The 17,397-nt window shown below is 66.4% G+C and carries 17 protein-coding genes; 9 read left to right on the forward strand and 8 right to left on the reverse strand.

Features of this window, described 5'->3' with window-relative positions; genetic code table 11:
- Positions 1 to 68: 68 nt before the first annotated feature.
- The 4 genes from AC1DIQ_RS01380 (at position 69) to AC1DIQ_RS01395 (ending at position 4,379) form a co-directional block, all read left to right on the forward strand.
- On the forward strand, positions 69 to 965 hold the full coding sequence (locus AC1DIQ_RS01380) for an RNA polymerase sigma-70 factor (protein ID WP_478049323.1): 897 nt from the start codon (positions 69 to 71) through the stop codon (positions 963 to 965).
- A gap of 36 nt (positions 966 to 1,001) precedes the next feature.
- Positions 1,002 to 1,445, forward strand: coding sequence for a carboxymuconolactone decarboxylase family protein (locus tag AC1DIQ_RS01385; protein WP_152152676.1), 444 nt, complete (start codon positions 1,002 to 1,004; stop codon positions 1,443 to 1,445).
- A gap of 187 nt (positions 1,446 to 1,632) precedes the next feature.
- A complete protein-coding gene (locus tag AC1DIQ_RS01390; RefSeq protein WP_121041130.1) occupies positions 1,633 to 3,504 on the forward strand; it encodes an ABC transporter ATP-binding protein in 1,872 nt (623 codons plus the stop codon).
- 95 nt (positions 3,505 to 3,599) lie between these two features.
- Positions 3,600 to 4,379 (forward strand): ferredoxin--NADP reductase, encoded by a 780-nt coding sequence (locus tag AC1DIQ_RS01395; RefSeq protein WP_121038039.1) that lies wholly within the window; start codon positions 3,600 to 3,602, stop codon positions 4,377 to 4,379.
- Between the two features lie 108 nt (positions 4,380 to 4,487).
- Here AC1DIQ_RS01395 and AC1DIQ_RS01400 read toward each other — a convergent pair whose 3' ends face one another.
- Positions 4,488 to 4,970, reverse strand: coding sequence for a glutathione peroxidase (locus AC1DIQ_RS01400; RefSeq protein ID WP_282264307.1), 483 nt, complete (start codon positions 4,968 to 4,970; stop codon positions 4,488 to 4,490).
- A 403-nt stretch (positions 4,971 to 5,373) separates the two neighbouring features.
- Here AC1DIQ_RS01400 and AC1DIQ_RS01405 point away from each other — a divergent pair, with 403 nt between their 5' ends.
- Complete coding sequence (locus AC1DIQ_RS01405) at positions 5,374 to 7,545, forward strand: M3 family metallopeptidase (protein ID WP_152152682.1); 2,172 nt, start codon at positions 5,374 to 5,376, stop codon at positions 7,543 to 7,545.
- Positions 7,546 to 7,610: 65 nt separating this feature from the next.
- On the opposite strand, the gene cfa is transcribed toward AC1DIQ_RS01405, so the two are convergent.
- From cfa to AC1DIQ_RS01420, 3 genes are all read right to left on the reverse strand, one after another.
- Positions 7,611 to 8,729, reverse strand: a complete 1,119-nt coding sequence (cfa, locus tag AC1DIQ_RS01410) for a cyclopropane fatty acyl phospholipid synthase (RefSeq protein ID WP_478049324.1) — start codon at positions 8,727 to 8,729, stop codon at positions 7,611 to 7,613.
- 14 nt (positions 8,730 to 8,743) lie between these two features.
- A complete protein-coding gene (locus AC1DIQ_RS01415) occupies positions 8,744 to 9,601 on the reverse strand; it encodes a DUF3298 and DUF4163 domain-containing protein (protein ID WP_152152684.1) in 858 nt (285 codons plus the stop codon).
- A gap of 65 nt (positions 9,602 to 9,666) precedes the next feature.
- Positions 9,667 to 9,969: a GNAT family N-acetyltransferase gene (locus tag AC1DIQ_RS01420; protein ID WP_121041132.1), complete on the reverse strand. Its 303-nt coding sequence runs from the start codon at positions 9,967 to 9,969 to the stop codon at positions 9,667 to 9,669.
- 212 nt (positions 9,970 to 10,181) lie between these two features.
- Here AC1DIQ_RS01420 and AC1DIQ_RS01425 point away from each other — a divergent pair, with 212 nt between their 5' ends.
- A complete protein-coding gene (locus AC1DIQ_RS01425; RefSeq protein ID WP_121038054.1) occupies positions 10,182 to 10,361 on the forward strand; it encodes a hypothetical protein in 180 nt (59 codons plus the stop codon).
- Positions 10,362 to 10,471: 110 nt separating this feature from the next.
- Here AC1DIQ_RS01425 and AC1DIQ_RS01430 read toward each other — a convergent pair whose 3' ends face one another.
- Together AC1DIQ_RS01430 and AC1DIQ_RS01435 are read right to left on the reverse strand one after the other, a co-directional pair.
- Entirely contained in the window at positions 10,472 to 11,095 is a 624-nt protein-coding gene (locus AC1DIQ_RS01430; protein WP_478049325.1) for a rhomboid family intramembrane serine protease, read from the reverse strand.
- A gap of 7 nt (positions 11,096 to 11,102) precedes the next feature.
- Complete coding sequence (locus AC1DIQ_RS01435) at positions 11,103 to 12,665, reverse strand: POT-type proton-dependent oligopeptide transporter (RefSeq protein ID WP_152152686.1); 1,563 nt, start codon at positions 12,663 to 12,665, stop codon at positions 11,103 to 11,105.
- 177 nt (positions 12,666 to 12,842) lie between these two features.
- Between AC1DIQ_RS01435 and AC1DIQ_RS01440 the strand changes: the two genes are divergently transcribed.
- Positions 12,843 to 13,691: an endonuclease/exonuclease/phosphatase family protein gene (locus AC1DIQ_RS01440; RefSeq protein WP_121038060.1), complete on the forward strand. Its 849-nt coding sequence runs from the start codon at positions 12,843 to 12,845 to the stop codon at positions 13,689 to 13,691.
- An 81-nt stretch (positions 13,692 to 13,772) separates the two neighbouring features.
- Here AC1DIQ_RS01440 and AC1DIQ_RS01445 read toward each other — a convergent pair whose 3' ends face one another.
- On the reverse strand, positions 13,773 to 14,384 hold the full coding sequence (locus AC1DIQ_RS01445) for a superoxide dismutase (RefSeq protein WP_121038063.1): 612 nt from the start codon (positions 14,382 to 14,384) through the stop codon (positions 13,773 to 13,775).
- Between the two features lie 268 nt (positions 14,385 to 14,652).
- On the opposite strand from AC1DIQ_RS01445, the gene AC1DIQ_RS01450 reads away from it, so the two are divergent.
- Together AC1DIQ_RS01450 and AC1DIQ_RS01455 are read left to right on the forward strand one after the other, a co-directional pair.
- Entirely contained in the window at positions 14,653 to 15,126 is a 474-nt protein-coding gene (locus AC1DIQ_RS01450) for a guanyl-specific ribonuclease (protein WP_478049326.1), read from the forward strand.
- Positions 15,123 to 15,572 carry a barstar family protein gene (locus tag AC1DIQ_RS01455; protein WP_121038069.1) on the forward strand — a complete coding sequence of 150 codons (450 nt, stop codon included), beginning with the start codon at positions 15,123 to 15,125 and terminating at the stop codon, positions 15,570 to 15,572. The genes AC1DIQ_RS01450 and AC1DIQ_RS01455 overlap by 4 nt, the downstream gene beginning before the upstream one ends.
- 105 nt (positions 15,573 to 15,677) lie before the next feature.
- Here AC1DIQ_RS01455 and AC1DIQ_RS01460 read toward each other — a convergent pair whose 3' ends face one another.
- Entirely contained in the window at positions 15,678 to 17,393 is a 1,716-nt protein-coding gene (locus AC1DIQ_RS01460) for a hypothetical protein (RefSeq protein WP_478049327.1), read from the reverse strand.
- Between the last annotated feature and the right edge of the window lie 4 nt (positions 17,394 to 17,397).

Below are 17,397 nucleotides of genomic sequence, written 5' to 3' on the forward strand. Positions count from 1 at the left end.
CGCGGCGTTTGGTGCACAGTGGCCGCCCAGCCTTGTCACAGCGGCCTGCCCGGCCGCGTCCTTCCGGCATGACCCCGACCGATACCTTCCAGACCCACCGCCCCCGCCTGTTCGCCCTGGCCTACCGCCTGCTGGGCAGCCGCAGCGACGCCGAGGACATCGTCCAGGATGCCTGGCTGCGCTGGCAGGGCACCGATGCCGCCACGATCCGCGATCCCGAGGGCTGGCTGGTCACCGCCACCACCCGGCTGGGACTGGACCGGCTGCGCGCCCGGCGCAGTGCGCGCCTGGAGTACGTGGGGCCGTGGCTGCCCGAGCCGCTGGAGATCACCCTGGACCCGGACCCGCTGCAGGACCCGGCCCAGCGCCATGCGTTGGCCGACGAGGTTTCCGTGGCGTTCCTTGCCCTGCTGGAGCAGCTCACGCCGGACGAGCGTGCCGCCTTCCTGCTCAAGGACGTGTTCGACTATGACTACCCGGACATCGCCCCGCTGCTGGAGCACGCCCCGGCCAACTGCCGGCAGCTGGTCCATCGGGCGCGGCAGCGGCTGCAGACCGGCGCCCCACGCTTCGCGGTCTCGCCGGCGCAGCACCGCAACCTCCTGGCACGCTTCATGGACGCCTCGCAGCAGGGCGACCTGGCGGCGATCCGCGCGCTGCTCGACGCCAACGCCGAGATGATCTCCGATGGCGGTGGCCGCGTGACGGCGGCAATCCGTCCCCTGCTCGGCGCCGAGCGCATCGCGCAGCTGTACTGGGCGATCGCGCGTCGCAACGGCCAGCATCCAGCCCAGCTGGGCCAGGTCAATGGCGAGCCGGCGATCCTGCGATTCGCCGGCGACCAGTTGCACTCGGTCACGATGATCACGGTCGATGCAGGGCGTATCGTGCGCGTGCTCAGCGTGCTCAATCCGGAAAAACTCACTGCGCTTGTCACAGCGCGCGAGGCTGGCGCGTCCTCCTGATGAAGACGGCCATTGTGGCCGTCATGGAGTACCCACATGTCCGCTTTACCCCGCGTTCCGTACACCCGTCTGGCCGCCGAGGCCTTCAAGGGCCTGCTGGCCACCAGCAAGGCCGTCCACGACAGCTCCATCGATCCTGTGTTGATGGAGCTGGTGTTCCTGCGTGTCTCGCAGATCAATGGCTGCGGCTACTGCATGGACATGCACGGCACCACCCTGCGCAAGGGGGGAATCGAACCGCGCAAGCTCGATACGCTGCCGGCCTGGCACGAGAGCCGCTTCTTCGATGCGCGCGAGCGTGCCGCGCTGGGCTGGGCCGAGGCACTGACCCGGCTGAGCTGCGCAGCGCCCTCCGATGCCGCGTACGAGGCACTGTTGCCGCACTTCGATGAAAAGGGCATCAGCGACCTGAGCATGGGCATCGCGGTGATCAATGCCTGGAACCGCCTCGGCGCCGGGCTGTTGCCGCCCCTGCCGTAAGCGCCGGGTAGTGCCGGCCGCTGGCCGGCTCTGCACGATGCTGGCTGCCACCTGGAGCCGGCCAGCGGCCGGCACTGCCGGGCTGCGGTCCGCGCGCACTCCTGCGCTGTGGTGCGTATGCGTCCGCAATCTGCGCGTGCATTGAATTCATGCATCAACCACGGTCACGACGCGCACAATGTCGCCCATGCCCGCCTCCCCCGCTGCCGGTGCACCCGGCCAGAAGAATCCCAGCCTGCGCGAGCGCGTCAACGCGATGCGCAATCTGCCCCCGTTCCTGCGCCAGGTCTGGCAGACCAGCCCCGGGCTGACCCTGGCCAGCCTCGGCCTGCGCGTGATCCGTGCATTGCTGCCGGTGGCGATGCTGTATGTCGGCAAGCTGATCATCGATGCGGCGGTACTGCTCAGCCAGCACGATGCGGGCTTCCCGCCGTTCGGCGAGGCACTTTCCAGCGGGCTGCTGAACCCGCTGCTCGGTCTGCTCGCACTCGAGTTCGGCCTGGCCATGGCCTCGGACCTGCTCGGCCGCATGGTCAGCTACGCCGATACGTTGCTGTCGGAGCTGTTCACCAACGTCACCAGCGTGCGCCTGATGGAACACGCCGCCGAACTGGACCTGGAGGATTTCGAAGACCCCGACCTGCAGGACAAGCTGGACCGCGCACGCCGCCAGACCATGGGCCGGATGAACCTGATGAGCCAGCTGTTCGGCCAGGTGCAGGACAGCATCACCGTGGCCAGTCTCGCGGTCGGCCTGATCGTGTACGCGCCCTGGTTGATCCTGCTCCTCGCGGTGGCGCTGATCCCGGCGTTCATCGGCGAATCGCATTTCAACGCTGCCGGCTACAGCCTCAATTTCCAGTGGACGCCCGAGCGCCGCCAGCTGGAGTACCTGCGCCAGATCGGGGCCAGCGTTGAGACCGCCAAGGAGGTGAAGATCTTCAACCTCCATCGCTTCCTGATCGACCGCTACAAACGGCTGGCCGAGAAGTTCTACCTCGCCAACCGCGCCCTGGCGCGCAAGCGTGCGATCTGGGGCACGCTGCTCGCCGCGCTGGGAACGCTCGGGTACTACGCCGCGTACGCTTACATCGCCTGGCGCACCGTGCGCGGCGATTTCTCGATCGGCGACCTCACCTTCCTGGCCGGCAGTTTCCTGCGCCTGCGCCAGCTGCTGGAAGGCCTGCTGATCGGTTTTTCGCAGGTCGCCGGGCAAGCGCTGTATCTGGACGACCTGTTTTCGTTCTTCCAGATCGAACCGGAGATCCATTCGCGGCCTGACGCCATCGCCATCCCACAACCGATCACCCAGGGCTTCGTGTTCGAGAACGTCGGCTTCCGGTATCCCGATGCCGAAAGCTGGGCGGTGCGCCATCTGGATTTCGACCTGCGTGCCGGCGAAGTGCTGGCGCTGGTCGGCGAGAACGGTGCCGGCAAGACCACCCTGGTCAAGCTGCTGGCCCGCCTGTACGACCCCGATGAAGGCCGCATCCTGCTTGATGGCCGCGACCTGCGTGATTACGACCTCGATGACCTGCGGGCCAACATGGGCGTGATCTTCCAGGACTTCGTGCGCTACAACCTCAGCGCCGGCGAGAACATCGGCGTCGGCCTGGTCGAGGCGATGACCGACGACGCCCGCATCCGCGATGCTGCGCGCCGTGGCATGGCCGATGAAGTGATCGCCGGCCTGCCCGGCGGCTACGACCAGCTCATCGGCCGCCGCTTCAAGATGGGCGTGGACCTGTCCGGTGGGCAATGGCAGAAGATCGCGATCGCCCGCGCCTACATGCGCAATGCGCAGGTCATGATCCTCGATGAACCGACCGCGGCCCTGGATGCCCGCAGCGAGTTCGAGGTGTTCCAGCGCTTCAAGGAACTGTCCGACAACCGCACCGCGGTGCTGATCTCGCACCGCTTCTCCTCGGTGCGCATGGCCGACCGCATCCTGGTGCTGGCCGGCGGCCGGATCGAGGCCAGCGGAACCCACGCCGAACTGATGACCCAGGGCGGCCGCTACGCCGAACTGTTCGAGCTGCAGGCCGCTGGCTACCGCTGAAACCCACGCCTGGCGGGCCTGCCCAGCCAGTCAATGAGAATTTATCTCATTTGAGATAAACTAGACCCGACGAAACCGACCAGAACCCCACCCCCATGTCTTCCGCTTTTGGCGCCGAAACGGTGCTTGAGGTCCGTCACTGGACCGACGCCTACTTCAGCTTCACCACGACCCGCGACAGCGGCTTCCGCTTCGAGAACGGCCAGTTCGTGATGATCGGCCTGGAAACCGAGGCGCGGCCGCTGCTGCGCGCGTACTCCATCGCCAGTGCCAACTGGGAAGAAAACCTGGAGTTCTTCAGCATCAAGGTCCAGGACGGCCCGCTGACCTCGCGCCTGCAGCACATCCAGCCGGGCGACAAAGTGCTGGTCGGCAAGAAGCCCACCGGCACCCTGCTGATCAGCGACCTGCACCCGGGCAAGCACCTGTACCTGCTCGGCACCGGCACCGGTCTTGCGCCGTGGCTGTCGGTGATCAAGGACCCGGAAACCTACGAGCGTTTCGACAAGGTGATCCTCACCCACGGCGTGCGCTACGAAAAGGACCTGGCCTACCGCGACCTGTTCGAGAAGGAACTGCGCGAGCACGAATTCCTCGGCGAGATGATCGGCGACAAGCTGCTCTACTACCCGGCGGTGACCCGCGAGGCCTTCCCCAACCAGGGCCGGCTGACCTCGCTGATGGAAAGCGGCGAGATGCAGAAGACCCTCGGCCTGCCGCCGCTGGATCCGGAAAACGACCGCGCCATGATCTGCGGCAGCCCGCAGATGCTGGCCGACCTGCGCACCGTGCTGGACAGCCGCGGCTTCCAGACCTCCCCGCGCATCGGCACGCCGGGCCACTACGTGTTCGAGCGCGCCTTCGTCGAAAAATGACGTAGAGCCACGCCATGCGTGGCTGGGCCGGCGAAGATCATGCAACACGAGCAGCCGGCCAGCGGCCGGCACTCCCCGATCCCGGCCCGTCGTGGTCAGGCAACCGCCTCAGCCCAGCGCCGCCTCGATATCCCCGCGCAGCGATGCCGGCGTGTCGGTCGGCGCGTAGCGCGCCAGCACCTGCCCATCGCGGCCGACCAGGAACTTGCTGAAGTTCCACTTGATCCCGCGCGTGCCCAACACCCCGGCCTTCTCGGCCTTGAGCCACTGCCACAGCGGATCTGCGCCGGCGCCGTTGACCTCCACCTTGTCCGACATCGGGAAACTGACCCCATAGGTCAGCGAACAGAATTCCCCGATCTGCGCCGCATCGCCCGGCTCCTGGTGCCCGAACTGATCGCAGGGAAACCCGATCACCACCAGCCCCCCCGCCCCGAACTCCCGCCACAGCGCTTCCAGCCCCTCGTACTGCGGCGTAAAGCCGCACTTGCTGGCCACATTGACCAGCAACAACACCTTGCCCCGATACTGCGCCAACGCCTGCGGCTGGCCGGACAGATCCACGAACGGGAAATCGAAAGCAGTGGTCATGGCAGGGGTTCCGGTGGAAAGACCTCATCTTAGCTCGCCCGCTGGACTTGTCCTGCACGGCTGGGGAGCCGGCCAGCGGCCGGCACTACCGCTCCTAATCTTGGCCGCACGCCGCTTTTCGAGGCGCCGGACAGTGTCCAGCGCGGGGCGGGTGGGGGTTGGCGGGGCCGTAGTGCGCCATGGATGGCGCACTACGAGCGTACATGGACGTATTCACAGCGTGCCCCGCCGGCCCCCACCCGCCCCGCGCCTCGCAGCAGCCCATCGCCGCTGTTGCTGTTGCTGTGACCGCGCCCTTTCGCAATGCCCCGGCCGTGGTCCGGCCAAAACATGCCTTTCGACACAAGCCCCTCCGCAACGGCTCGGGTTACCCTCAAAGACTTGTCTGACCGGAGAATTCCCCTTGACCACCCGTCTTGCCCTCGCCGTCGCCGTGACCCTCGGCCTTGCCCTGCCCGCCTATTCCGCCACCGCCGCCACCCCGGCCGCGACCACCGCCCAGCAGGCCAACCCGTTCTTCGCCGACAGCCCGCTGCCGCTGCACTTCCCGCAGTTCGACAAGATCAAGGACAGCGACTTCGCGCCCGCCTTCGACGCCGGCATGGCTCAGCAACTGAAGGAAGTCGACGCGATCGCCAACAACAAGGCCAAGCCGACCTTCGACAACACCATCATCGCCCTGGAAAAGAGCGGTGACACCCTGGATCGCGCCACCACCGTCTTCTTCAGCCTCGTCGGCGCCGACACCAACGACGCACGCAAGAAGCTGCAGGCCGATTACTCCGCCCGCTTCGCCGCGCACAGCGACGCCATCGCGCTGAACGGCAAGCTGTTCGCCCGCATCCAGAGCCTGTACGACGGTCGCGCCGCGCTCGGCCTCGACGCCGAAGGCGTGCGCCTGGTCGAGAAGTACTACGAGAGCTACGTCCGCGCCGGCGCCAAGCTGTCCGAAGCCGACAAGACCAAGCTCAAGGAAATGAACGCCGAACTGGCCAACCTGGGCACCACGTTCAGCCAGAACGTGCTGGCCGAAGTGAACGCCTCGGCGATCACCGTTGATGACGTCAAGGAGCTGGCCGGTCTCTCGCAGGAGCAGATCTCCGCCGCTGCCGAAGCCGCCAAGGCCCGTGGCCAGGACGGCAAGTACGTCATCACCCTGCTCAACACCACCGGCCAGCCGCCGCTGACCAACCTGGCCAACCGCGCGCTGCGCCAGAAGATCTACGAAGCCTCCATCACCCGCGGCAGCCGCGGCGGCGAGTACGACAACACCGCCCTGGTCTCGCGCATCATGCAGCTGCGTGCCGACAAGGCCAAGCTGATGGGCTTTGCGAACTTCGCCGCCTACAACCTCACCAACCAGACCGCCAAGACCCCCGAAGCCGTCAACGCCATGCTCGGCCAGCTCGCCCCGGCCGCCGTCGCCAACGCCAAGCGCGAAGCCGCCGACCTGCAGGCCATGATCGACAAGGAACAGAAGGCCGCCGGCAAGCCCACCTTCAAGCTCGAAGCATGGGACTGGGCGTTCTACAGCGAGAAGGTCCGCCAGGCCAAGTACAACTTCGACGAATCCCAGCTCAAGCCGTACTTCGAAATGAAGAACGTGCTCGAAAACGGCGTCTTCCACGCCGCCCAGCTCGAATTCGGCCTGACCTTCAAGCAGCGCACCGACCTGCCGGTCTACCACGAAGACGTCACCGTCTACGACGTGTTCGATGCCGACGGCAGCCAGCTGGCGATCTTCATCTTCGACCCGTACGCACGCGCCTCCAAGCGCGGTGGTGCATGGATGAACTCGTATGTCTCGCAGTCCGAGCTGACCGGCTTCAAGCCGGTGGTCGCCAACCACCTCAACATCCCCAAGCCGCCGGCCGGCAAGCCGACCCTGCTGACCTGGGATGAAGTGACCACCACCTTCCACGAATTCGGCCATGCCCTGCACGGCATGTTCTCGAACGTGAAGTACCCCTATTTCTCGGGCACCTCGGTGCCGCGCGACTTCGTCGAGTTCCCCTCGCAGGTCAACGAGATGTGGGCCGATGATCCGGTCATCCTGAAGAACTACGCCAAGCACTACCAGAACGGCACGGCCATGCCGCAGGCGCTGCTCGACAAGGTCGTCGCTGCCGCCAAGTTCAACCAGGGCTTCGCCACCACCGAATACCTCGGTGCGGCCATGCTCGACCAGCGCTGGCACCAGATCGGCCCGGACCAGGTGCCGGCTGCCAAGGACGTGATGAAGTTCGAAGCCGAGGCCCTGGCCAAGGACGGCATCTTCTACGCGCCGGTCCCGCCGCGTTACAAGACCCCGTACTTCAGCCACATCATGGGCGGCTACTCGGCCGGCTACTACGCCTACATCTGGTCCGAAGTGCTCGATGCCAACACCCAGAAGTGGTTCCGCGAAAACGGTGGCCTGAGCCGCAAGAACGGCGACCACTTCCGCCAGACCCTGCTCTCCAAGGGCGGCAGCGTGGATGCGATGGAGCTGTTCCAGAACTTCGCCGGGCACGCCCCGCAGATTGAGCCGCTGCTCGAAAAGCGCGGCCTGACCTCGGGTGACAGCAAGAAGTAAGCGTCTGTTTCAAGGACGTGCAGTACGAAAAACGCCCGGCATTACCGGGCGTTTTTTTGTTGCCCTTACCGCGGCGCCACATACCCCCCCGGCACGCCATCCGGCGACAACACCAACTGCCACAACTGCGCATGCCGGCAGCGGAAACTAGCCATCGAGCCGGCCAGATAGAACTGCCACATCCGGCGGAAGCGTTCGTCATAGCGCTGCGCATCCAGCCGTGGCCACGCCGCCTCGATATTGGCCCGCCACGCCTGCAGCGTCCGGTCGTAATCGGTGCCGAAGTTGTGCCAATCCTCCAACACGAACAGCCCCTCGAACGCCTCCGTCACCTGCGCGGCCGAGGGCAGCATCGAATTCGGGAAAATGTACTTGGCGATCCACGGATCGGTACGATGCCGCGACAGATTGCTGCCGATCGAATGCAGCAGGAACAATCCCTCCGGCCGCAGGCAGCGCCGCGCCATCTCGAAGTAGCCGCGATAGTTCTTGTCGCCTACGTGCTCGAACATGCCCACTGACAGGATCGCGTCGAAGGACTCGTCCACCGCGTGATAGTCCTGCAGCCGGATCTCGATCGGCAGCCCCGCGCACAACTGGCGCGCATACTCCGCCTGTTCCTGCGAGATCGTCACGCCCACCCCGGACACGCCATAGCGCTCGGCCGCGAATTTCAGCGCCTCGCCCCACCCGCAGCCGATATCCAGAATGCGCTGGCCAGCGCGCAGCCCCAGCTTGCGGCAGATCAGATCGAGCTTGGCCTCCTGGGCGGCATCCAGATCCGTTGCCTGGCGCCAGTAGCCACAGCTGTAGACCAGGCGTTGGCCGAGCATCGCCTCGTACAGATCGTTGCCCAGATCGTAATGGCGCCGGCCGACCTCGAAACTGCCGGCCCCGGCCTGCAGGTTGAACACCCTCGCCTTGAGCGCATCGGCCAGATCGCGCCAGCCGTGCACGCGCTCGTCCAGATGCGCCTGCATCAGATGAAAGAGGACGTCATCCAGCGCGTGGGCATCCCACTGCCCGTCCATGTAACTCTCGCCCAGGCCCAGCGAGCCGTGGGCCATGACCCGCGCGTAGAAGCGCGGGTCGTGCACCGTGATGTCCTGCGGTTGGTCACCTTCCACGGTGATCCCCGCCTCATGCAGCAACCCTGTGACCCGTCGTTGCAGCCCAGCGTCCACATCGCCTCCGTCGATCAGCCCCGGGCGAACAACCCTGCGACATCCTGACCCACGTGCGGCACCAGCACGGCGGCCGGGACGTCCACGGTCTGCGTGCCGTCCGAGTACGGCCCTACCTGGTAGGGCGGGAACACGAAGCGTATCGCAGAGATGCGCCCGTCGGAACCGGTCAGCGGCTGGAACTGGCTGAAGTTGTCGGCACTTGGCCCGGTGCCGTCGGCGATCATCCGGCTGGCATTGCGCAGCGATTCCTGCATCTGTGCCGGCTCCATTTCATCGCCGCTCAACCGGGTCGCCACGCGCTCGCGCAGCTGGTCGGCCACGTAATCGCTGATCGCTTTCCAGCCCTTGGCATCGGCCACCAGCTTGTCGGCGGTCAGCATCTGCTGCTGCTCCGGCAGCCACACAAAGCGCGCCACCAGCGGCTCACCGTGCGCACCGCCGGTATAGCGGCTGCCATCGGCGGTCACCACCACCAGCTGCGGCGTTTCCAGCACCTTCTCGAAGGTCAGCGAAAGCTCGTAGGGCATGGTCGGCTTGTCGTTGCCCAGCCCGTCCAGCGCCTGCTGCAGCTCTGCCCGCGCACTGTCGGCATAGCCGCCCAGCGCCTTGGCCAAGCCCGGATACCGGGCGATGTCCGGCGGGTAGGTGATTCCGACCACGGCCTGCGGCGAGGTTTCGATCACATCGCGCAGCTCGACCGGTGCGTCGGGCGCCACCGCGGGCGCGACAGGTTCGGCAGCCGTGTCGACCGGCGCCGCCGGTGCTTGTGTGTCGCCGTCGTGCTTGTTGCAGCCTGCCAGCACCACCACGCCCATGGCCATGGCCAACGCGCTGGCGCGCAGCGCGCGACGGTTTCCTGCGATGTTCATCCTGAAATCCCCTTGTTGTAACCCACCATCATGATCGGCCATCCCTGAAGCATGACCCGCTGTCGTCATCGGACCAGCAGGTCGTCGTACTCCTCGTGCCGCTGCAGGAACGCCTCGGCGTAAGCGCAGGCCGGCACCACCTTGAATTTCTGTTCGCGCGCATAGCGCAGCGCCACCTTGGTCAACTCACCCGCCACGCCACGGCCGGCGATCGGCTCCGGCACCTCGGTATGGGTGATGATCATCCGCTTGCGCTTGATCTGGTAATCCAGCAGCGCCAGATGCCCTTTGACCCGGGCCTGGAAGCGGTGATTGGCCAGATCGTGCTCCACCTCGTAAGCCAGTCCGGGCGGCGTGACCGAAGCCATGAGCGGTGTCTCCTGCGGCGACTGAAGCGATAGTGCGCAGCCGGCCGCCATGATCGCGTGAAGCCTGAACAGGGGCAAGCAGCGACGTGCTGCGTCACATCCCGCCCTAAAGCCCGGCGCCCTCCGGCCGATACTGGAGTCGGACAGGGCGTGAAAGCTGGCATGGCTTTTGCGAAGACCTGCCTGTACGCACCCGCTTCCCGGAGGTCCGCATGGACAACACCGCACCTGCCCCCGCCCCCCACGGCGACGCCGACACCTCCCTGCTGGAAGGCTTGTTCCAGTTGGCCGTGAACGGCCAGACCCAGGGTTGGGAATTCGACCAGATCGACAACGAGGTCTATTCCCGCCTGCTCAGCACCTATGGCGTAGACGGCAAGAAGGCTGCCTGACGGCTGAGACGCTCACGCCTGACGGTTACCGGGCTCACGACCAACGGTCGTGAGCTACCCGCGCCAGGTACCACGTTGCAGGTACCGACCGTTGGTCGGTACGCCCCGACTCAACCGCCGAGGCGGAAGGTCGGGTTGCTCAGCTCACGCAGGAAGTGGCTGAAGATGCTCGGCTGCATGGCCAGCATGAACAGCACACCGAAGGCCGCACCGGCCAGATGCGCGCTGTGGTTGATGCGATCGCCGCCGCGGCGGTCCATCCAGATGCTGTAGCCCACGTAGAACACCGCATAGATGATCGCCGGGGCCGGAATGAACAGCACCAGGATGATCGACCACGGCTTGATCAGGATGAAGGCGAACAGCACCGCCGACACCGCGCCCGATGCCCCCAGGCTGAGGTAGCTGGGGTTCTTCTGGTTCTTCAGATAGCTCGGCAGGATCGACACCAGCAACGCACCCAGATAGAACGCCGGATAGGTCAGGTAGCTGCCGCTCAACTGCAGCATCACCTGTTCGATGAAGCCGCCGAAGAAGAACAGCGTGATCATGTTGAACGCCAGGTGCGACAGATCGGCGTGGATGAACCCGTACGTGATCAGGCGATCGTACTGACGGTTGCGGTCCACCGCCGGCGGCCACAGGATCAGGCGGTCGGCGAGCGCACGGTTCTTGAACGCCATCCACGACACGATGACGGTGATGGCGATCAGCAGCAGGTTGACTGGGGTCATGTCAGGCTCAGGCGGTGCGGTAGTTGTCGACCATACGATAGCGCTTGGCATACCAACCGAAGGCCAACGCCGCCAGGAACGCAAAGCCGGCGAAGAAGAACATCAGGAACGCCGCCTCGCTCAAGCCGGTACTGGCGATCTGGTGGGTCACCGTATCGTTGCGCACCGCCGCGTTGGACAGCAGCACCCACAGGTTGCCGATGGTGGTGGTCAGGTTCCAGAAGCTCATCACCACGCCCTTCATCGCTTGCGGCGCCTGGCTGTAGGCGAACTCCAGGCCGGTGGCCGAGACCAGCACCTCACCGAAGGTGAGCAGCGCGTAGGGCAGCATCTGCCAGAAGATGGACATGACGTTGCCGCCATCCATCATCACCTGGATGCCACCAACCACGATCCAGGCCAGGCCGCTGAAGGCGATACCGGCGGTCATCCGGCGCAGCGCGGTCGGCTCGAAGCCGAAGCGGCGCAGCATCGGGTACAGCACCAGGTTGTTGAACGGGATGAGGATCATCACCAGCAGCGGGTTCAGCGCCTGCATCTGCGAGGCGGTGAACCAGCTCGGCATGGCCATCTGCTGGCCCTGCAACACCCAGGTCGAGGCCTTCTGGTCGAACAGCGAGAAGAACGGCGTGGTCAGCGCGAAGATCACCAGCACGCGCAGCACCGAGCGCACACCTTCCACGGCCTCGGCCGGATGCACTGCACGGGCGCGGTCCAGCTGGATCCAGGTGCCGCCACCGATACCGGCCAGCAGCAGGACCAGCGCGATGCACAGGCAGATCACGATGCCCAGACTGCCCACCAGCCCCATCGAGGCCACCGCCAGCACCGCACCGAGGATCGCCAGCGTACGCCCCGGACGGCCCTTGCCCGGCACCTGCGCCGACAGCGCGGTGCGCACCACGTTGCCGAACGAATGCGGGTCCTTCGGCGGCAGCGGCACCAGCACATAGCGCTTGCGGCCCATCCAGAACACGAAGGTGGCCACGAACATCAGGATGCCCGGGATGCCGAAGGCCCACGACGGGCCCAGGTTCTTCAGTGCCAGCGGGATCAGCAGCGAGGCGAACAGCGAGCCGAAGTTGATGATCCAGTAGAACGCATCGAACACGAGCTTGGCCAGATGCTTGTTGCTCTGGTCGAACTGATCGCCCATGAACGAGGCCACCAGCGGCTTGATGCCACCGGCGCCCAGCGCGATCAGGCCCAGGCCGACGAAGAAGCCCTGGCGGCTGTCCTCGAAGATGGCCAGGCAGGCGTGGCCGGCGCAGTAAATGAGGCTGAACCACAGGATGGTGTGGTACTTGCCGAAAAACTTGTCGGCCAGCCAGCCACCGAGCAGCGGGAAGAAATACACGCCGATCATGAAGCTGTGCATGATGTCCTTGGCCTCGCCGGCACGGCCATCGGCGGTGATCTCCTGCAGCAGCAGCGAGGTGATCAGGAACTGCACCAGGATGTTGCGCATCCCATAGAAGCTGAAGCGTTCGCAGGCCTCATTGCCGATGATGTAGGGAATCTGGCGCGGCATCTTTCCTTTGCCTGCGCTGGCGGCTGCGATATTGCTCATCCTGTGGGGCTGTCCTGCAAACACGAAAGGACCAAGATTACCGGAAGCCCCTACCCCAGCGCACGCTGCACAGCTGCATGACAGGCGGCGCCGGACATGGCAGGCAGGCCGAAAACGGCCGCGCGGGATGGCACCCATGTCACGGATCGTCGACGGCGGAAGCGTAAACTTATCGTTATGCGCACGCACATCACTGGTGGGACCCGACGTTGGACAGGCTGGATCCTGCTGCTGTTGCTGGCCGCCCCCGCCGCAGGCGCGCACGCACGCCAGGCCGAGGATGCCCTGCCCTCGCTGAAGATCGCCACGCTGGAACTGCCGACGCAGGACGATGCGCAGTGGCAGCAACGGCGGGACCAGGTGCTGCAGCTGCTCGAATCCATGCAGCCGGACGTGATCGCGGTGCAGCGCGTGCTGCAGACCCAGGGGCGTAACCCGGCCTGCTGGCTGGCCAGCCGTCTGCGCTACAGCTGCGATTTCGTCACCGCCGATCCGCCCAGCCAGCCGTTGCGCCATGGCAGCGCGATGCTGACCCGGTTGCCGGTCACCGACGACGCCGTCACCCTGCTGCACCCGCCCGGGCAGTTCAGCGCCGCCGGCATGGTGCGGATCAAGCTGCGCGAAGAGCTGATCAACATCTACGTGGCCCGGCTGCGGCCGGAGCCGGACGACGCGCAGATCCGCCGGCACCAGACCAGCGACCTGATGACCTGGATCGGCGCGACCGCCGAGGGCCTGCCCTCGCTGATCGCCGGCGATTTCTCCGCCGAGATCACCGAACTGGTGGGCAGCACGCCGGGCTTCCAGCCGGCCCGCAAGAACCCCGGCGAACGCGTGGATCCGCCCTCACTGGCCGGCGCGGCACGTGGGCACGGCCTGGACGTGCTGTTCCAGGTGAAGTATTTCGGCGGCATCCGCCAGGACAGCATCAAGCTGCCGGCCAGCGAAAGTGACCCCGCCACGATGCGTCTGGGCACCATGGCGACCCTGCGCCTGCAGACGCCGGAGAGCACCAGCGCGCCCTGATGTCGCAGGGCTCCCGGCGGCGCAACGAAGAACGGCCAGGCATCGCTGCCTGGCCGTTCTCGTTTCAGGTGACCCTGCCGATCAGGCAATGGCGTCCTGGTAACGACGCTCGACTTCATTCCAGTCGACGACGTTGAAGAACGCGCCGATGTATTCCGGGCGACGGTTCTGGTACTTCAGGTAGTACGCGTGTTCCCACACGTCCAGGGCCAGGATCGGCGTGTTGCCGTCCATCAGCGGGCTGTCCTGGTTGGCGCTGCTTTCCACCACGACCTTCTTGTCCGGGGTGACGCTCAGCCAGGCCCAGCCGCTGCCGAAGCGGGTCAGTGCGGCCTTGGTGAAGGCTTCCTTGAACTTCTCCAGGCCGCCCAGCTGCGAATCGATGGCCTTGGCCACGTCGCCCACCGGTGCACCGCCGCCGTTGGGCGACATCACGGTCCAGAACAGGGTGTGGTTGGCATGGCCGCCGCCGTTGTTGCGCACGACGCCCTGCAGGTTTTCCGGAAGCGACTTGGTCTTCTTGACCAGTTCTTCCACCGGCAGATCGGCGAACTCGGTGCCTTCCAGCGCGGCGTTGACGTTGTTGATGTACGTCTGGTGATGCTTGGTGTGGTGGATTTCCATCGTCGCTGCGTCGATATGCGGCTCGAGCGCGTCGTAGGCGTAGGACAGCTTGGGGAGGGTATAGGCCATGTGGTTCTCCTGGTAGCTCACTCACCCGGCAAAGACCGGGCGTTGCGGAGTCGATGATGGGGATGGCCGATAAGCTTACCAAGGGCCATGTAAAGGAAACTTCGTCCTGTGCGGTCGGTCGCGTGTCCGGATCGTGACGCGACAGTGACGGTGCACGCCGGGCGAGGTGGGCTCCCTCGCAGCGCAGCACGCCTGTTCGGCTGGGCCTCACCGTGCGGGGCGATGATCGCAGTAGAGTAGTCGCCTCGCCCATCGCCCTTGGCCCCTCATGCGCAAGCCACTGCTGTTGTTGATCGCCATCATGCTGCTGGTGGGCGGCCTGGCCGCCATCAAGCTGGCCCAACGCCCGCCCGCTCCGCAGTTCGCGCCATCGCTGACGCAACCGGATGCCGCGCCGCCCGCCAGTGCCGCGACGTCATCACCGGCATCGGCCAAGGCAGCGCGCGATCCCCTGCCCCCGTTCCTGCCCGCCGAGGCGCGCGACACCATCGCACTGATCCAGCGCGGCGGCCCGTACCCGCACCGGCAGGACGGCAGCATTTTCAGCAACCGCGAACAGCGCCTGCCGCAGCGGCCGCGCGGCTATTACCACGAATACACGGTGGACACGCCCGGCGCCGGCAATCGCGGTGCGCGGCGCATCGTCACCGGCGGCACACCCCCTACTGGCTGGTTCTACACCGATGATCACTATGAAACGTTCCGCAGTTTCGACGTTCCACCTGCCGGGAGCTGGCAATGACGCATGACGGATTCGAGTTGGGCCTGCACGACATCAACAATGCCGGTATCTATGCGATCGGCAACGATGATGTCGCCCCCTTGTCGGCCGCGATGCGCGATGCCGGCCTGCGCGTGATCCAGATCGATCTGGACGGCTGCCACGACAAACGCACGCTGCTGATGCGCCTGGCCGCACGCCTGGATTTTCCAACCGGCTTCGGCGGCAACTGGGATGCGCTGACCGATAACCTGCGCGACCTGGCCTGGCTGCCGGCGAACGGCTATGCGCTGTTCTTCAGCGACGCCGATGCCCTGCGCAGCGATGCCGGTGCCGATTTCGACACGCTGCTGGATGTGCTCGACGAAGCCAGCCGCTACTGGAGCGACAGCAACGTGCCGTTCTGGGCGTTCGTGGCACTGCGCGATGCAGACGTGGAACTGGACGAGGACGCCGCGACGCCGTAACACCCTCTCCGGGCAGAGCCACGCCATGCTTTGCTGTGACGCCCCTGATGCCTGACCCCAGGGCGGCCACCCATGGGGTGGCTCTACTGCCGATGAGGCACAGCCTCATCGGCTGCCGTTGTCTTCCTGCAGTTCTTTCTTGAACGGGATGTCCGGCGGCGGGCGTGCGATGGCCGGCTGGTCCTGCATGTTCGGATCGCTCAGGCCGCAGCCGCCACCGAACTGCAGCACGGAAATCACGCAGGAAATGGACGAATTCGTGCCTGGGATCGGAATCTCGACGGCCTTGATGCCCTTGCGTACCCACTCGGCCAGCAGCGATTCGTTGGGGGCCCAGTACTTGTCGAACGAGGTCGGCGTGTAGTCGTACGGCGGGCGCTTGAGCCATGTGCCGGACTGCGCGATGCGCTCCTTGCTCCAGCCGTCCTTATCGCCGCCCGGCGCGCCACGCTCGCTGTTTGCGCGCCCCTCCTGGCCAGGCACGCGCACGCTGCCATCGGCCTTGAACAGGCTGCCGGCATTGCCTTGGGTCGCACTCACGGCCCTGCCATTGAGGTCGGCATCCTGCGGATGATTGGCCGCACCCCAGTCGTCGGAACGGTTGGGCGTGGCCCAACTGCCCGGGGGCGCCTTGGAGGGGCTCGCCGGGGCGCGCGCTGCAGCGGACGCCGTGGACGCACTCGCAGCACTGCTGGCATTGCTCGCCGCCGCCGGTGATGGCGGTGCCGGGCGCGGGGCGGCGTTGGGCACCGCGCGCTCGCGCACGGCGACATCCGGCGTTCGACCGGACACAGCCACCTCGCGCGTGGGCAATGTGGCCACGCTCACCGCCGGCGCGCTCACCGGCCGGATCTCGCGTTCGCGCACCTGCACGTCACGTTGGGGCACGGTGGCCTCCACGCGCGGCCCGGGAATGGCCACGGTGGGTGTCGGCGCTTCGACCACGGTGACCTGCCGCTCCTGCACGCTCAGCTCGGGCGTGCGCACCTGCGGTTCGGCCGGGCGCGGCGCCGGTACGGTGGCACGCGGCGTCGGCGTCTCCACCGTGACCACGGTGCGCTCACGGACGGCAATGTCCTGCGGTTCGCGCGTCATCACACGTACTTCGGTGCGCGGGACGCTGGTCGGCGGCACCACGAAATCGGTGGTGGCCTCGGCCACCTCGGTCGCCTGGACGGGCTGCTCCACCGCGGGCGTCGCCGGCGCGGGTGGCGCCGGTTGCGGCTCGCTCGGTGGCGCCGGCGCTGCGGTCGGCTGTGGGGCCGATGCTGTCTGCGCATCGGCCTCGGCCTGCGCCATCGCCTGGGCATTGGCCATCGCCGCAGCGATCGCAGCTTCCGCCGTGGCCGGCTCGGCAGTGGCAGGTTGCGCGCCCTCTTCCTGCTGCGGCGCGCCGCGTCCAACGAACGCCACCTGCACACGCCCGCTCTCACCGCCTTGTTCCGGTTCGCTGGGCGGCCGGATCAAGGCGACCCACAGCAGCGCCAGGGCGAACAACAGATGCAACAACGCGCTGATCACCGCCGAGGTCCAGCGCATCCAGCGCTGGTCGCGCGGGGCCGGTTCCCAGCCCTGCCAGAGCAGCCGGCGCATCGCCTGCACGAAACTCAGCGCCGGCAGCCGCCCGCCGTGCCGTACCGGCTCACGCTGGGCCAGCTCGGCCAGCACTTCGCTGGCCCGGAACGGACGCGGCAACGGCGACAACGCACGCAGCCACAGGCCCCACCCATAGGGGAGGCCGGTGGTTTTTTCAAGAAAGCGCGTGTCCGGCTGGCGAGCCAGCAGCCACTCGAGGATGTCGTCAGCCCGGCGCAGTGGCACGCAG

It is taken from the genome of Stenotrophomonas sp. 05L413, from assembly GCF_056397945.1.

Bases quoted from the DNA above. Each gene is read 5' to 3' on its own strand.
- AC1DIQ_RS01395 (WP_121038039.1), top strand. From the start codon at position 3,600: ATGTCTTCCGCTTTTGGCGCCGAAACGGTGCTTGAGGTCCGTCACTGG.
- AC1DIQ_RS01455 (WP_121038069.1), top strand. From the start codon at position 15,123: ATGACGCATGACGGATTCGAGTTGGGCCTGCACGACATCAACAATGCC.
- AC1DIQ_RS01380 (WP_478049323.1), top strand. From the start codon at position 69: ATGACCCCGACCGATACCTTCCAGACCCACCGCCCCCGCCTGTTCGCC.
- AC1DIQ_RS01385 (WP_152152676.1), top strand. From the start codon at position 1,002: ATGTCCGCTTTACCCCGCGTTCCGTACACCCGTCTGGCCGCCGAGGCC.
- AC1DIQ_RS01425 (WP_121038054.1), top strand. From the start codon at position 10,182: ATGGACAACACCGCACCTGCCCCCGCCCCCCACGGCGACGCCGACACC.
- AC1DIQ_RS01420 (WP_121041132.1), bottom strand. From the start codon at position 9,969: ATGGCTTCGGTCACGCCGCCCGGACTGGCTTACGAGGTGGAGCACGAT.
- AC1DIQ_RS01440 (WP_121038060.1), top strand. From the start codon at position 12,843: ATGCGCACGCACATCACTGGTGGGACCCGACGTTGGACAGGCTGGATC.
- AC1DIQ_RS01445 (WP_121038063.1), bottom strand. From the start codon at position 14,384: ATGGCCTATACCCTCCCCAAGCTGTCCTACGCCTACGACGCGCTCGAG.
- AC1DIQ_RS01430 (WP_478049325.1), bottom strand. From the start codon at position 11,095: ATGACCCCAGTCAACCTGCTGCTGATCGCCATCACCGTCATCGTGTCG.
- AC1DIQ_RS01450 (WP_478049326.1), top strand. From the start codon at position 14,653: ATGCGCAAGCCACTGCTGTTGTTGATCGCCATCATGCTGCTGGTGGGC.
- AC1DIQ_RS01435 (WP_152152686.1), bottom strand. From the start codon at position 12,665: ATGAGCAATATCGCAGCCGCCAGCGCAGGCAAAGGAAAGATGCCGCGC.
- AC1DIQ_RS01400 (WP_282264307.1), bottom strand. From the start codon at position 4,970: ATGACCACTGCTTTCGATTTCCCGTTCGTGGATCTGTCCGGCCAGCCG.
- AC1DIQ_RS01415 (WP_152152684.1), bottom strand. From the start codon at position 9,601: ATGAACATCGCAGGAAACCGTCGCGCGCTGCGCGCCAGCGCGTTGGCC.
- AC1DIQ_RS01390 (WP_121041130.1), top strand. From the start codon at position 1,633: ATGCCCGCCTCCCCCGCTGCCGGTGCACCCGGCCAGAAGAATCCCAGC.